The organism is Streptomyces sp. B21-105 (assembly GCF_036898465.1).
In the GTDB taxonomy this organism is placed as follows: domain Bacteria; phylum Actinomycetota; class Actinomycetes; order Streptomycetales; family Streptomycetaceae; genus Streptomyces.
This window is the reverse complement of record NZ_JARUMJ010000001.1, coordinates 7,942,153-7,956,841: the sequence shown is the minus strand read 5'-3', so window position 1 is coordinate 7,956,841 and position 14,689 is coordinate 7,942,153. Positions and strand designations below refer to the sequence as shown.

11 protein-coding genes are annotated in these 14,689 nt (G+C 73.4%); 9 read left to right on the top strand and 2 right to left on the bottom strand.

Features of this window, described 5'->3' with window-relative positions:
* The first annotated feature begins 206 nt into the window (after nucleotides 1-206).
* Entirely contained in the window at nucleotides 207-2,087 is a 1,881-nt protein-coding gene (locus QA802_RS35600) for a pectate lyase-like domain-containing protein (RefSeq protein WP_334531619.1), read from the top strand.
* Between the two features lie 159 nt (nucleotides 2,088-2,246).
* Here the strand turns inward: QA802_RS35600 and fusA are convergent, their stop codons facing one another.
* Both fusA and QA802_RS35590 read right to left on the bottom strand, forming a co-directional pair.
* Nucleotides 2,247-4,418 carry an elongation factor G gene (fusA, locus tag QA802_RS35595; protein WP_334531617.1) on the bottom strand — a complete coding sequence of 724 codons (2,172 nt, stop codon included), beginning with the start codon at nucleotides 4,416-4,418 and terminating at the stop codon, nucleotides 2,247-2,249.
* A 463-nt stretch (nucleotides 4,419-4,881) separates the two neighbouring features.
* Nucleotides 4,882-5,571 (bottom strand): nucleotidyltransferase domain-containing protein, encoded by a 690-nt coding sequence (locus QA802_RS35590; RefSeq protein WP_334531614.1) that lies wholly within the window; start codon nucleotides 5,569-5,571, stop codon nucleotides 4,882-4,884.
* 368 nt (nucleotides 5,572-5,939) lie between these two features.
* Between QA802_RS35590 and QA802_RS35585 the strand changes: the two genes are divergently transcribed.
* The 8 genes from QA802_RS35585 to QA802_RS35550 all read left to right on the top strand — a co-directional run bounded on the left by QA802_RS35585 (nucleotide 5,940) and on the right by QA802_RS35550 (nucleotide 14,594).
* Nucleotides 5,940-6,767 (top strand): hypothetical protein, encoded by an 828-nt coding sequence (locus QA802_RS35585; RefSeq protein ID WP_334535076.1) that lies wholly within the window; start codon nucleotides 5,940-5,942, stop codon nucleotides 6,765-6,767.
* Nucleotides 6,768-6,935: 168 nt separating this feature from the next.
* Nucleotides 6,936-8,186 carry an NAD(P)/FAD-dependent oxidoreductase gene (locus QA802_RS35580; protein WP_443042314.1) on the top strand — a complete coding sequence of 417 codons (1,251 nt, stop codon included), beginning with the start codon at nucleotides 6,936-6,938 and terminating at the stop codon, nucleotides 8,184-8,186.
* Between the two features lie 22 nt (nucleotides 8,187-8,208).
* The gene (locus QA802_RS35575) at nucleotides 8,209-8,508 is read left to right on the top strand and encodes a (2Fe-2S)-binding protein (protein ID WP_319170375.1); all 300 of its coding nucleotides are present in this window, start codon (nucleotides 8,209-8,211) and stop codon (nucleotides 8,506-8,508) included.
* A complete protein-coding gene (locus tag QA802_RS35570; protein WP_334531608.1) occupies nucleotides 8,501-9,910 on the top strand; it encodes an FAD-dependent oxidoreductase in 1,410 nt (469 codons plus the stop codon). Before QA802_RS35575 ends, QA802_RS35570 begins: the two co-directional genes overlap by 8 nt.
* Before the next feature lie 46 nt (nucleotides 9,911-9,956).
* On the top strand, nucleotides 9,957-10,865 hold the full coding sequence (locus tag QA802_RS35565; RefSeq protein WP_334531605.1) for a dihydrodipicolinate synthase family protein: 909 nt from the start codon (nucleotides 9,957-9,959) through the stop codon (nucleotides 10,863-10,865).
* Nucleotides 10,866-11,013: 148 nt separating this feature from the next.
* Entirely contained in the window at nucleotides 11,014-12,015 is a 1,002-nt protein-coding gene (locus tag QA802_RS35560; protein WP_334531602.1) for a proline racemase family protein, read from the top strand.
* 192 nt (nucleotides 12,016-12,207) lie between these two features.
* Entirely contained in the window at nucleotides 12,208-12,930 is a 723-nt protein-coding gene (locus QA802_RS35555; protein ID WP_319170416.1) for a GntR family transcriptional regulator, read from the top strand.
* Nucleotides 12,931-13,307: 377 nt separating this feature from the next.
* The gene (locus tag QA802_RS35550) at nucleotides 13,308-14,594 is read left to right on the top strand and encodes a flavin-containing monooxygenase (RefSeq protein ID WP_319170371.1); all 1,287 of its coding nucleotides are present in this window, start codon (nucleotides 13,308-13,310) and stop codon (nucleotides 14,592-14,594) included.
* Nucleotides 14,595-14,689 lie beyond the last annotated feature (95 nt).

The following is a 14,689-nucleotide window of genomic DNA, read 5'->3' as shown; positions in this document are numbered from 1 at the left end:
GTCCACGGCGGGCCCCGACGCACGTCCCCGCGTCCTGACGCGGCGCGGGCTGCCTTTCGGCCGGACAACTCCGGTCGCACCACTTGACGCGCACGTTCGGGTAGTTGAAGCATTCTGCGCTGAGAGAGCGCTCTCAAGCACGTGCCCGTTCACTTCCTTTAGGCAGCCGCTCCCCCGTGGGCGGCCCGCACCGAGGAGAGCCGCCCATGCCCCAGGCCCAGCCGCCGTCGGACACCCCGGCCGTGCGCCGCAGAGCCGTGCTCGCGGCCGCAGCCACGGCCGCAGCCGTACCCGCCCTCACCGCAATGGCCGCCGCCCCCGCCTCCGCCGCCCCGGCGGGCCCTGCGTCTGCAGCGTCCGTGGCGTCCGCGGCGCCGAACGGCACCGCGTCAGCCGCCGCCTCGCGCGGCAGTGGCAGTGGCAGGCGGCGTCCGTGCGCCCTGCCGGGCGGCGGTGACCTCGGGCCGAACGTCCTCGTCTTCGACCCGTCGACCCCCGACATCCAGGCCCGCCTCGACGAGGTGTTCCGGCAGCAGGAGTCGGCCCAGTTCGGCGCCGGACGCTACGCCCTGCTGTTCAAGCCCGGCGTCTACCACGGACTCAACGCCCAACTCGGCTTCTACACCTCCATCGCCGGGCTCGGCCTCTCCCCCGACGACACCACCATCAACGGTGACGTGACCGTCGACGCGGGCTGGTTCGGCGGCAACGCCACGCAGAACTTCTGGCGTTCGGCGGAGAACCTCGCGCTCGTCCCGGTCAGCGGCACCAACCGGTGGGCGGTCGCCCAGGCGGCCCCGTTCCGCCGGATGCACATCCACGGCGGTCTCAACCTCGCGCCGTCCGGCTTCGGTTGGGCCAGCGGCGGCTACATCGCCGACAGCCGGATCGAGGGCGAGATCGGCCCCTACTCGCAGCAGCAGTGGTACACCCGGGACAGTGCCATCGGCAGCTGGCTCAACGGCGTGTGGAACATGGTGTTCTCGGGCGTCGAGGGAGCGCCCGCCCAGAGTTTCCCCAGCCCGCCCTACACCACGCTCGAGACGACGCCCGTCTCCCGGGAGAAACCGTTCCTGTACGTCGACCGCGGCGGTTACCGCGTGTTCCTGCCCGCCAAGCGCACCGACGCACGCGGTGTGACCTGGGGCCGCGGCACTCCGCGCGGCAGTTCGCTGCCCCTGTCGCGGTTCTACGTGGCCAGGCCGGGCGTCTCCGCGGCCACCCTCAACCAGGCGCTCGACCAGGGCCTGCACCTGCTGCTCACACCGGGCATCTACCACCTCGACCGGCCGATCCGGGTGAACCGTGCCGGCACCGTCGTCCTCGGCCTCGGCTACGCCACGCTGATCCCCGACAACGGCGTCACGGCGCTGAAGGTCGCCGACGTGAGCGGTGTGCGGCTGGCGGGCTTCCTCATCGACGCCGGCCCGGTCAACTCCGCGACCCTGCTGGAGGTCGGTCCCCCCGGAGCACGGCGCGACCACTCCGCCGACCCGACCACCGTGCAGGACGTGTTCATCAGGATCGGCGGAGCGGGCCCCGGCAAGGCCACCACCAGCATGGTCATCAACAACCGGCACACGATCGTCGACCACACCTGGGTCTGGCGCGCCGACCACGGCGAAGGCGTCGGCTGGGAGACCAACCGCGCCGACTACGGAGTCGTCGTCAACGGCCACGACGTGCTGGCGACGGGCCTGTTCGTCGAGCACTTCAACAAGTACGACGTGCAGTGGTACGGACAGCGCGGCCGCACGATCTTCTTCCAGAACGAGAAGGCCTACGACGCCCCGAACCAGGAGGCGATCCGCAACGGCACGCTGAAGGGCTACGCCGCCTACAAGGTCGGCGACGACGTCACCGCGCACGAGGGCTGGGGCCTGGGCAGTTACTGCTTCTACAACGTCGATCCCACGATCGTCCAGCACCACGGCTTCGCCGCCCCGAACGTGCCGGGCGTGAAGTTCCACGACCTGCTGGTGGTCTCGCTCGGCGGCCAGGGCCAGTACGAGCACGTGATCAACGACCTCGGCGCGCCGACGTCCGGCACGTCGACGGTGCCGTCGACGGTGGTCTCGTACCCCTGACGGCGGCCTCGCACCCGGTTTCCGACAGTGGGCGGCCGGGGCCTGCCGCCCCGGCCGCCCACCGTCGCCCCGGACCCCCGTGCGCGCCGTGAACACGACCTGTTCGCGGGCACGCACCGGGGCCCCGGGACCGCACATCTGGCGGCCCCGCGCCGGGATCTACCGCGTCGGCGTCGCCGTCGGCGCGGGGGCCGGGGCGTACCCCGTCGGGCGGGTCGAGAAAGCCCCGCGCCCCTGGGTCCGGCTGCGCAACCGGGTCGCGTAGCCGAAGAGTTCGGCCAGCGGCACGGTCGCGGTGACGATCGCCGAACCGCCGCGCACGGTCGAGTCGGTGACCCGTCCGCGACGGCCGGCGAGGTCGCCGAGAACCCCGCCGACCACGTCCTCGGGCACAGTGACCGTGACCTCGACGACCGGTTCCAGCAGCACCATCGCGCAACGGCGCAGGGCCTCCCGGAGCCCGAGCCGGCCGGCCGTGCGGAAGGCCGTCTCGGAGGAGTCCTTCACGTGCGTCGCCCCGTCGGTCAGGGTGACCCTGAGGCCGGTGACCGGGTGTCCGCCGAGTGGGCCCTCGGCGAGGGCGTCCCGGCAGCCGGCCTCGACCGCGCGCACGTACTCCTGCGGCACCCGTCCGCCGACGACGGCCGACCGGAACACGAACCCGGTCGCGGCACCGCCCTCCGCACCCGGCGACCCGGCGTCGAGGGGTTCGACGTCGAGCACGATGTGGGCGAACTGCCCTGCCCCGCCGTCCTGTTTGACGTGCCGGAAGACGAGACCGGACACGCCCCGGGCGACCGTCTCGCGGTACGTCACCCTCGGACGGCCGACGGTGACCTCCACCCCGAGGCTACGGCGGATCTTCTCCACCGCGACCTCCAGATGCAGTTCACCCATGCCCGACAGCAGCGTCTGACCGGTCTCGGAATCGGTCCTGACCACCAGCGACGGGTCCTCCTCGGCCGACCGCGCCAGCGCCGACGCCAGACGGTCGGCGTCGGCACTCGTACGCGCCTCCACCGCCACCGAGACGACCGGGGCCGCCACGCCGGGCGGCTCGAGGACGAGGGGGGCCTCCGGCGCGCACAACGTCGAGCCCGCGCGAGCCGCCTTCAGCCCGACGACCGCCACGATGTCGCCCGCGACCGCCCGCTCCAGCTGGGCGTGCCGGTCGGCCTGCACCCGCAGGATCCGCCCGATGCGCTCGGTGCGCCGCGTGCCGGACTCCCACACCGCGTCTCCCTTCTCGATCGTGCCCGAGTACACCCTCAGGTAGGTCAGCCGGCCCGTGGGGGTGGCGTTGACCTTGAACGCGAGGGCCGCGAACGGCGCGTCCGGGTCGGCCGGACGCCGCTCGCCGGCATCGTTGCCCGCGCCCGCGCCCGCGTCGGTGCCGGTGCCCGCGCCCGCGTCGGTGCCGGTGCCCGCCGGATCCGTACCGGCCACCGGCGGAACGTCCAGGGGCGACGGCAGATAGGCGACGACGGCGTCCAGCAGCGGCTGGATTCCGCGGTTGCGGTAGGCCGAGCCGCACAGCACGACCACCCCGTCACCCGTGCGGGTGAGGTCGCGCAGGGCTCCGGAGAGCGTCCGCGCCGACAGCGTCCCCTGGTCGCAGAACTCCTCCAGGGCGGCCGGGTGCCGCTCCGCCACGGCTTCCTCCAGCAGCCTGCGCCGGCGCAGCGCCTCCTCCCGCAGCTCTTCCGGCACGGGTGTGTCCACGGGTGCCTCGACGGGTGTGTCGCCGCCGTCCGCGTTCCAGGTCAGCGCCCGCATGCGCAGCAGGTCGACGACGCCCTCGAAGCCGTCCTCCGTCCCGATCGGCAGTTGGACGACCAACGGGACGGGGTGCAGACGGGTGCGGATGGACTCCACGGCGGCGTCGAGGTCGGCGCCGGCCCGGTCCAGCTTGTTCACGAAGGCGATCCTGGGCACGCCGTAACGGTCGGCCTGCCGCCACACGGACTCGCTCTGCGGTTCCACGCCGGCCACGGCGTCGAACACGGCGACCGCCCCGTCCAGCACCCGCAGGGACCGCTCCACCTCGTCGGCGAAGTCGACGTGCCCGGGGGTGTCGATCAGGTTGACGCGGTGGCCTTCCCACTCGCAGCTGACGGCCGCGGCGAAAATGGTGATGCCGCGGTCGCGCTCCTGCGGGTCGAAGTCGGTGACGGTGGTGCCGTCGTGGACCTCGCCACGCTTGTGCGTGGTCCCGGTGGCGTACAGGATCCGCTCCGTGACGGTGGTCTTGCCCGCGTCGACGTGAGCGAGGATGCCCAGGTTGCGGACCACGGAGAGTCGGGTGAGGTCACGATCGAGGTTGTTGCGCACGGCCCTTGGCCTTTCGGGGTGTTCCTGGGAACGGGCAGCGCGATGTTCCGGACGAGGGCGAGGGCGAGGACGGGCGGAGGCCACGGACCGGCGCAGGCGATCCTGCGGCGGAGCCATGATGACGCACCGTCACTTACGTTGCAGTGACTGCCTGTTGTGTCGCTCGGACCTTCGTCAGGAGATCCGGTGCCGGCCGCGCAGCGGGCACCGGACGGACGAGGACACGAGGATCACCTCGTAGCGGGAGCGGGGAGCGACGGCAGCAGCGGTGCGGTCACACATGGCCGGGCTCCCCTCGTTCGTCACGGTACGGCGGGCGCGCCGCCCTGGACGGCCGCGCTCGATCTGTTGCGAGTGTAGAAGCGAGGGAACCGCCCGGCACGCGAATTATCGTCGTGCCTTCGTTCAGGCATGGGGAGGTGGGGATCTGGGGACGTGGGGACGTGGGGATCCGGGGACGTGACTACGCCGGCGCGTAGAACTGCCTGCGGACCCGTCGCAGCCAGGCGTCGGCCGCTCTCTCGTCGGGCTGGTCCGGCAGGGCGCTGCGTGTCTCGGCGAACGCCTCCTCGACGCGGCGCAGCAGCGGCAGCGCGGCGTCGGGATCGGCGGCGACCTCCTCGCCGAACCGGTGGTAGCTCTCCGGGTCCTCGACCCGGATCGTCAGCCGCCCCGTGGAGTACAGCTCGTACCCCTGGGCGCACAGCCGCTTGAGATGCCGGGCGTGCTTGGCGCTGCGTCTGCGGCCGCCCGCCGCGGGAGAGTCCTCGCTGCGGTTTCGCAGCTTGCGGAACTGCTGGGTGGCGTACCCGAGATAGGCGTCGCGGACCCGCCCGGCGCCGAGCAGCGTGGTGCGCAGGGCGATGAGTTCGTCGCCGAGCGGGGTGCGCACCTCGTACAGCTCGTCGGGCAGCCAGACGAGTTCCATGACGGTCGGGTTGCCGCCGAGCGCGAGCCGGCACCACTTCGCGGCCTCGTGCAGGGTGCGGTCGGGCGCCGTGCTGACGTGCGACTCCTTCGGCGTGTGCAGGCCGTGCAGTTCCTCGGTGGGGGTGGCGAACATGCCGAGCCGGTCCACGTCTGAGCCCTCGTGGGCGAGTCCGTACGCGGTCGAGCCGACGACGCCGGACAGCAGGATGTTGGTGACGGTCACAGGTGCCCCCCGGTCGTTCCCCCGACGATGATCACCCCGGCGCCGCGATCAGGCGACGGGATCGCCATGATGCCCTGCGCCCGGTGCGCACCACCCCGCATTTTCCCGGCGGGCCGGCACCCGCCGGGCCGTCCCCCACCTGCGCCGCGGCTTCACCCGTACGGCTCCTTGCGCTGGTCGGGTGGCCCGGCCGGTGGTGCCGTGGAGGGCAGGGCAGCCGACCCCGTCCTCTGGAGGTACCCGTGACCACCCCTCGTCCGTCGTCCCGCCCGACCTGCCCGCCCCGTCCGTCGGGCCCGGCCGGGCCGACCCGCCCCGGCCGCCCGGGCGGGTCGGCCCGCCCGGTGCGCGCGGTACACGCGGTGCGCGTGCTGACCGCCGTCCTGGCCGCCGGAACGCTGCTCGCCACGGCGGCCGCCTGCTCCGACGGGGAGGACGGCGCGTCCAGCCCGTCGCGCGCCTCGAGCACCGCCAGCGCCTCCGGCGTCGCGGCCTCGCCCGTGGCCCGACGGACGACCACCGCCTCCCCCGACAAGAACACGCTGACGTCGGCCGGTGCGCGGACCGCTCTGATCACCGAGGGCGACCTGGAGGACAACTGGTCGCAGGTGACGGAGAAGACCGCCCAGTCCTGGGAGGACGAACTGCTCATCGGCACGGTCGACGCCCAGCAGTTCCTCACGGGCAAGACACAGGCCGCCGACTGCCAGCGGCTGCTCGACGGGCTGTACGGCGACGACCTGCTGGGCCGCCCGTCCGGCGCGTCGGAGCTCACCGGCTTCACCGAGGGCGACTCCCGGCTGCTCTACCAGGTCGCCGCCTACGACCGGGACGACCTGGACAAGTCGCTGGACTGGCTGGGGTCGCTGACCACCGAGTGCGACGAGTTCACCGCGAAGGCGTCCGACGGCTCCACCCGCACCGTGCAGGTCGTCGAAGCCTCCCTCCCGAAGTCGGGGGACGCCCGTGAGGGCATCACCGTGACGGTGGCCGGGACCTCCGGCGGCTCGAAGGTGACCCTCACCCTGGACGTCGCGGCCGTACGGGTCGGGGACGACGCGATCACCGTGACCAACGGCGGCTACGACGGTGCGGACCACGACAGCACCAAGGACGCGGTGAGTCACGGCACCACACGGCTCAAGGACGTCCGGGAGGGCCGCACTCCGGCCCCCGAACCCAGCGAGTTCGACTGAGCGCGGCGGCTCAGCGGGCCGGCTGAATGGGCTGAATGGGCTGAGCGGGCCGGCTCAATGAGCCATCGGGCCGCGCCTGTAAGCCCTCTTCCTCGACTCAGCGCCATGTGACATATTACTGGCGTGACCAAGCGACCGAGCGGTGACGTGGTGGTCGTCGGCGCGGGCATGGTCGGCGCGGCCTGTGCCCTGTACGCGGCGCGAGCCGGTCTTGACGTGATCGTGGTGGACCGGGGCCCGGTGGCCGGCGGCACCACCGGCGCCGGCGAGGGCAATCTCCTCGTCTCCGACAAGGAGCCCGGTCCCGAGCTCCAACTGGCGCTGCTGTCCTCCCGGTTGTGGCACGAGCTGGCCCAGGAGGAGCTCGCCGCGGCCGTGGAGTACGAGCCCAAGGGCGGCCTCGTGGTGGCGTCGACCGCCCAGTCCCTCACCGCGCTGACGGTCCTCTCGGCCGGGCAGCGCGCCGCCGGGGTACGGGCCGTGCCTGTCGACGCGGGTGAACTTCAGGATCTGGAACCCCACTTGGCGCCGGGGCTCGCCGGCGGCGTGCTGTATCCGCAGGACGCCCAGGTCATGCCCAGCCTCGCCGCCGCCCACCTGATGCGCGCCTCGGGTGCACGGCTGGAGACCGGCCGTACGGTGACCCGGATCCTGCGCGGCCCGGGCGGCGCGGTGCGGGGCGTGCGGACCGACCGCGGCGACATCCTCGCGCCGGCCGTGATCAATGCGGCGGGCGTCGAAGGAGCGGAGGTCGCCGCGCTCGCCGGCGTCGGGCTGCCCGTGCTGCCCCGCCGTGGCTTCGTCCTGGTCACCGAGCCGCTGCCGCCGCGCGTACGGCACAAGGTGTACGCCGCCGACTACGTGGCCGACGTGGCGAGCGACTCGGCGGCCCTGCAGACCTCCCCGGTCGTCGAGGGCACCGCAGCCGGGCCCGTACTGATCGGCGCGAGCCGGGAACGGGTCGGGTTCGACAGGTCCTTCTCACTGCCGGTCGTGCGGGCCCTGGCGGCGGGGGCCACCCGCCTGTTCCCGTTCCTGGAACACGTCCGGGCGATGCGCACCTACCTCGGTTTCCGCCCCTACCTGCCCGACCACCTGCCCGCGATCGGCCCGGACCCCCGGGCGCCCGGACTGTTCCACGCCTGCGGACACGAGGGCGCGGGCATCGGTCTCGCCACCGGCACGGGCCGGCTCCTCGCACAGATGCTCACCGACGCGAGCCCGGAGCTGGACCTGACGCCGTTCCGGCCCGACCGCTTCGACCCCTCCGCCCCCTTCGACCGCCCGCACCGCGCACACCATTCCCCGCCCCCCGGCCGTCCTGCCGACCGATCCGACCGTTCCCATCGTTCCGACCGATCCGACCGATCCGACCGTTCCCATCGTTCCGACCGATCCGACCGATCCGACCGTGCGTAACCCTTCAGCGAGGAGGCCCCCAGTGAACCCCCTGAGGCTGGTCCGGGCCCGTCCCGGCGCCCCGTTCACCGTCACCTTCGACAACCGGGAGATCCAGGCCCTGCCCGGGCAGAGCCTCGCCGCCGCCCTGTGGTCGTCCGGTGTCACGGCCTGGCGCACGACTCGCGGGGCGGAGCGGGCGCGCGGGGTGTTCTGCGGGATCGGAGTCTGCTTCGACTGTCTCGTCACCGTCGACGGCCGCCCCGACCAGCGGGCCTGCCTGGTGCCGGCCGCACCGGGGGCCGTCGTCCGCTCGCAGGCCGGGACGGGCCACGATGAGTGAACGCCGCCCGCTCCTCGCGGTGATCGGCGCCGGCCCGGCCGGGCTCGCCGCCACCGTGGCGGCCGCGGCGCGCGGCGTGCGCGTGATGCTGATCGACTCCGCCGCCGAGGCGGGCGGGCAGTTCTACCGGCAGCCCGCGCGCGGCCTCGGCGCCCGGCGCCCCGAGGCGCTGCACCACCAGTGGCGCACCTGGGAGCGTCTGCGCGCCGGCCTCGACACCCACGTCGACGCGGGCCGCGTCACGCACCTGAGTGATCGTCATGTCTGGTGTGTGGAGCGGGAGTCGGGTGCTCTCGTCGTGCACGCACTGCTCGGTCCGCGGCAGACGGAGTCCGCCGCCGTGCGGGCCGACGCGGTGCTGCTGGCGACCGGGGCATACGAGAAGGTCCTGCCGTTCCCCGGCTGGACCCTGCCCGGAGTGGTCACCGCGGGCGGTGCGCAGGCGCTGCTCAAGGGAGGGCTGTCGCTGCCCGGCCGTACCGCCGTCGTCGCCGGCACCGGCCCCCTGCTGCTGCCCGTGGCGACCGGACTCGCGGCGGCCGGCGCCCAGGTCGTCGCCCTGGTCGAGTCGGCCGGCCCCAAAGGCCTCGCACGCGGCGCCCGCGCCGGGGCGGCGGCACCCGCGAAGCTCGCCGAGGGAGCCGCCTTCGCCGCCCGACTGGCCTACCGGCGCATTCCGGTGATGACCCGTCATGCCGTGCTGGAGGCCCATGGCGTCGAGCGCCTGGAGTCCGTCACCGTGGCCGCGCTGGACGCCGACGGCCGTCCCGTGCCCGGCAGCCAACGGCGGCTGTCCTGCGACACCCTCGCCGTCGGCCACGGTCTGCTGCCGCACACGGATCTCGCGGACGGGCTCGGCTGCCGCCTCGACGGACCGGGCGTGTGGGTCGACGCCGAACAGCGCACCGACGTGCCCGGCGTCTGGGCCGCGGGCGAGACCACGGGCGTCGGCGGCGCGACACTGTCGCTGGCGGAGGGACACATCGCCGGACGGTCGGCGGCGGCGAGACTGACGGGACGGATTCCCGACCCGGACGGCTGGGCCCCGGCCGCCCGGACCCGTGACCGGCTGCGGGCCTTCTTCACAGCGCTGGACGCCGCGTATGCCGCGCAGCCCGTGCGGTGGGCGGAGCAGGTGACCGCCGAGACAGTCGTGTGCCGCTGCGAGGAGGTGTCCGCCGGCGCCGTCCGCGAGTCCGTCGACGCCCTCGGCGCCGGTGATCTGCGCACCGTGAAACTGCTGACCAGGGCCGGCATGGGCTGGTGTCAGGGCCGCATGTGCGAGCCCGGCGTGGCCGGTGTGGCAGGCTGCGCGCTCACCCCGGCACGACGGCTGCTGGCCCGCCCGGTGCCGCTCGGCGTCCTGGCGGACGCCCCGACCGATCCACCGGCGACCCCGTGACATGTCACACCTCACCCCGCGTCACCGCTCGCGAAGGGACCCGCGCATGACTCTCTCCTCCCCCGCCTCCCGGCGGCGCCCCTGGCACGGCGTCCTCGTCGCCACCGCGCTGCCGTTCGACGACGACCTCCGCGTCGACCACGACCGGTATGCCGAGCACTGCGCCTGGCTGGTGGCGAACGGCTGCGACGGCGTCGTACCCAACGGCTCACTGGGCGAGTACCAGGTGCTCACTCCCGAGGAGCGCGCCAGGGTGGTGGAGACCGCGGTGGCCGCCGTGGGCGGGGCGCGCGTCATGCCCGGGGTCGCCGCGTACGGCTCGGTCGAGGCCCGGCGCTGGGCCGAACAGGCGGCCGGGGCGGGCTGTTCGGCGGTGATGCTGCTGCCGCCCAACGCCTATCGCGCCGACGAGCGGGCCGTCGTCGCCCACTACGCGGAGGTGGCCCGGGCGGGCCTGCCGGTCGTGGCGTACAACAACCCGATCGACACCAAGGTCGACCTCGTGCCCGAACTGCTGGCGCGGCTGCACGGCGAGGGGCACGTCCACGCCGTCAAGGAGTTCTCCGGCGATGTGCGCCGCGCCTACCGCATCGCCGAACTCGCCCCCGAACTGGATCTGTTGGTCGGCGCGGACGACGTGCTGCTGGAGCTGGCCGTGGCCGGCGCGAAGGGCTGGGTGGCCGGCTACCCGAACGCGCTGCCGAGGGCGTCGGCGGAGCTGTACCGGGCCGCCGTCGCCGGTGACCTCACCACCGCGCTCCCCCTCTACCGTCAACTGCATCCGCTGCTGCGCTGGGACTCGCGCGTCGAGTTCGTCCAGGCCATCAAGCTCTCGATGGACGTGGTGGGCCGGCACGGCGGCCGCTGCCGTCCGCCACGGGTCCCGCTGCTGCCGGAGCAGGAGGCGGCCGTCCGCGCGGCCACCGAGAAGGCCGTCGCCGCAGGCCTCGCGTGACGCGCCCTCCCGCGGCGCGCACACCGGACGACCCACCTGGGACGCCCCACCACCGCCGCCCACCCCGTCACGGCACCACACCGGCGGACGACGACCGCCCGGCGGGCGCGTCGCACGTCGGGCAACCCACGGACCGGAGAGGGACCTCATGCGCAGCAAGCTCGTCCTGCACGCCGTCGACTCGCACACCGAAGGGATGCCGACCCGGGTGATCACGGGCGGCATCGGCGTCGTTCCCGGCGCGACCATGAACGAGCGGCGGCTGTGGTTCCGCGAACACCGGGACGACGTCCGGCAGTTGTTGATGAACGAGCCGCGCGGGCACTCCGCGATGAGCGGCGCGATCCTCCAGCCGCCGACCCGGGCGGACTGCGACTGGGGCGTCCTGTACATCGAGGTGTCCGGCTATCTCCCGATGTGCGGGCACGGCACGATCGGCGTGGCGACCGTGCTCGTCGAGACGGGCATGGTCGAGGTCGTCGAACCGGTCACCACGATCCGGCTGGACACCCCGGCCGGGCTCGTCGTCGCCGATGTGGCGGTCGAGGACGGGGCGGCCATCTCCGTCACGCTGCACAACGTCCCCTCCTTCGCGGTCGCGCTGGACCGCAAGGCGGTGCTGCCAGACGGCCGCACGGTCACCTACGACCTGGCGTACGGCGGGAACTTCTACGCGATCCTGCCGCTGGAGGAGTTCGGGCTGCCCTTCGACCGCGCCCGCGCGGACGACATCCTGGACGCCGGGCTGTCGCTCATGGAGGCGATCAACTCCGAGGAGGAGCCGGTCCATCCGGAGGATCCGTCCATCCGCGGCTGCCACCATGTCCACCTGTACGCGCCCGGCGCCACCGCCCGGCACTCCCGGCACGCGATGGCCATCCACCCCGGCTGGTTCGACCGCTCCCCGTGCGGCACCGGGACCAGTGCCCGCATGGCGCAGCTGCACGCGCGAGGTGAACTGCCGTTGCACACCGAGTTCGTGAACGAGTCGTTCATCGGTACCCGCTTCACGGGCCGGCTCCTCGGGCGGACGGAGGTCGCCGGGCGTCCGGCGGTGCTGCCCAGCTTCACCGGCCGCGCCTGGATCACCGGCACGGCCCAGTACCTGCTGGACCCCACGGACCCCTTCCCGGCCGGCTTCGTGCTCTGACCGGCGTCCGGCCCACCGGCCCGCACCGCGCGAGACACGTGCCCGCCGCACAGCCGACCGGTGCATAGATACTGGTGGCACGTGACATTGCACAGCTGTCCGAGGAGATCCCCCATGGCCGCCCCGCGCACCAGCAGCCGGACCCCCGCCTCACCGGCGCCCGCACAGGCCGCGGCACCTCTACAGGCCGCAATGCCCGCACAGGCCGCTGCACCCGCACAGGCCGCGGCACCCGCACGGGCCGCAGTGCCCGCGCCCGCCCTGCCGGTGCTCGGCGGCCGTCGCAGCAGCTACCGCGAGCGGGTCGCCGACGCCCTGCGGGCCGCGCTGATCGCGGGTGAGCTGCTGCCCGGCGAGGTGTACTCGGCGCCGGCCCTCGCCGCCCGCTTCGGCGTCTCGGCGACCCCGGTGCGCGAGGCGATGCTGGACCTCGCGAAGGAGGGCCTGGTCGACGCCGTCCCGAACAAGGGGTTCCGGGTCACCGACGTCTCCGACCGGCAGCTGGACGAGTACACCCACGTCCGCGCGCTCATCGAGATCCCCACCGTGGTCGCGCTGGCCACCACCGCCGACCCGGTGTCCCTGGAGGCGCTGCGTCCGGCGGCCCGCGAGATCGTCGCCGCCGCGGTCGCGGGCGACCTCATCGCCTACGTGGAGGCCGACACCCGCTTCCACCTGGGCCTGCTGGCCCTCGCCGGCAACTCCCATCTCGTCGAGGTGGTCCGCGAGTTGCGCGGCCGGGCCCGGCTGTACGGGCTGACCGCCCTGTCCGCGTCGGGGCGGCTGCTGGCCTCCGCCGAGGAACACCTGGAGCTCCTCGACGCCCTGCTGGCCCGCGACGAGCGGGCGGTGCGCGAGGTCATGACCCGGCACCTGGGACACGTCCGCGGCCTGTGGGCCACCCCCCGCCCGTAACCGCCCGCGCGCAGCCCTCCACCCGTAACCGCCCCCACGCAGCCGCCTGCCCGTGATCGCCCGCGCAACAGCCCTCGGCCCGTGACCGCCCGGCCGTAGCCCCTTGCCCGCAGCCGCCCCCGCGTAGCCCCCTGCGCAACCGCCCGCAGCCAGTCCGCGCGCAACACCTTGCCGTAACCGGCCGCACGCAGCCGCTCGCCCGAAGTGGGTGGCCGCCCCACGAAGTCCGCCCTACCCACTGATGCTCGCCGCTCCACCTCGGCCGGTCGAACACGTCTGTGATCCTTGTCGCGGGTGTGCGAAGCGTGGCGTGTGTGCCGAACGGGCATGCCATTGCCCGTGCGCGAAAGATCGGTGTCTTTTCTGTGGGGGAACGCGTGAGTCTGTGTGTCATCGGTGCGGGGCTGTCGGGGCTGGCGGCGGCACACGCTCTGAAATCCGAGGGCGTCGACTTCGTCGTCCTGGAGCAGGCGCCCGAGGTCGGTGGGCTCTGGCGGCAGGCGCAGGCCGGCGAACGCGGGCCGGGCTACCTCTCGCTGCACCTCAACACCAACAAGCGCCTCACCGGTTACGCCGACTACCCGATGCCCGACTCCTACCCCGTCTACCCGAAGCACAGTGACGTCGCCGCGTACTTGCGTGACTTCGCCGAGTGGGCCGGCGTGACGGACCGCATCGAGCTGGGGACGACGGTCGAGTCCGTCACGCGGAGCGCCGGCGGTTCCTGGACGGTGGTCAGCCGGGACGCCCAAGGGCGGCGCACCACACGCGACTTCAGCCATGTCGTCGTCGCGTCGGGGCACAACACCGAACCGGTCCTGCCCGCTCCGCTCCCGGGTTCCGACACGTTCGAAGGAGCGGTCCTCCACGCACTCGACTACCGCGACGGGAGCGACTTCACCGGCCGGCGGGTCGTCGTGGTGGGGCTGGGGGCCTCGGCGGTGGACATCGCCGCCGACCTCTCCCGGTACGCCGCGCAGACCTTCCTGTCCGTGCGCCGGGGGCTGCACATCGTGCCCAAGCAGCTCTTCGGCATGCCGTTGGACGACGTCGCGGAGGCGACGTGGTGGACGGCCATGACCCTCGCGGAGCAGCGCCGCTTCATCGAGCAGGCACTGCTCATCGCGCGCGGCAAGCTCTCGGACTACGGGCTGCCCGAGCCGGACCATCCGATCTTCGCTTCGGCCGTGACCGTCTCCGACGAGATCCTCACCCGTATCCGGCACGGCGGGGTCGTCCCCAAGCCCGCGATCGAGCGCCTCGACGCCGACCGCGTCGTCTTCACCGACGGCACCTCCGTGCCCGCCGACGCGGTGGTCCACTGCACGGGGTACCGCATGGCGTACCCGTTCCTCCCGGCGGGCTGCCCGATCGGCCCGCAGGGCTCCGTCGAGCTGTACAAGCGGGTCGTCGCGCCCGACCACCCCGGTCTGCACTTCGTCGGCCTGGTCCGCCCGCACGGCTCCATCACCCGTCTGGTGGAGGCCCAGTCCCGCTGGGTGGCACGGATCGCGGCGGGCAGGGCGACGCTGCCGGAGCGGGAGGTCATGCGCAAGGAGATCTCCGGCTACCTGGACGGCATCGCCGGTCAGTACGGTCAGGTGCAGGGAGCGTCGATCCAGGTCAACGTCGCGCCCTACCTGGAGGAGCTGCGGGCGGAGTGACGTCGCGTCACCTGATGTCGGCGTCGGTGTCGACGAGAACGGGGACGAGCCAGGAGCGTCCGTCCACCCACCGGGAGGGGCGCCCCGGTGGCTTG

Excerpts from the sequence above, each read along its gene's own strand:
- QA802_RS35600 (WP_334531619.1), top strand. The coding sequence starts at position 207 with ATGCCCCAGGCCCAGCCGCCGTCGGACACCCCGGCCGTGCGCCGCAGA.
- QA802_RS35580 (WP_443042314.1), top strand. The coding sequence starts at position 6,936 with ATGGTCGGCGCGGCCTGTGCCCTGTACGCGGCGCGAGCCGGTCTTGAC.
- QA802_RS35570 (WP_334531608.1), top strand. The coding sequence starts at position 8,501 with ATGAGTGAACGCCGCCCGCTCCTCGCGGTGATCGGCGCCGGCCCGGCC.
- QA802_RS35565 (WP_334531605.1), top strand. The coding sequence starts at position 9,957 with ATGACTCTCTCCTCCCCCGCCTCCCGGCGGCGCCCCTGGCACGGCGTC.
- QA802_RS35560 (WP_334531602.1), top strand. The coding sequence starts at position 11,014 with ATGCGCAGCAAGCTCGTCCTGCACGCCGTCGACTCGCACACCGAAGGG.
- QA802_RS35555 (WP_319170416.1), top strand. The coding sequence starts at position 12,208 with ATGCCCGCACAGGCCGCTGCACCCGCACAGGCCGCGGCACCCGCACGG.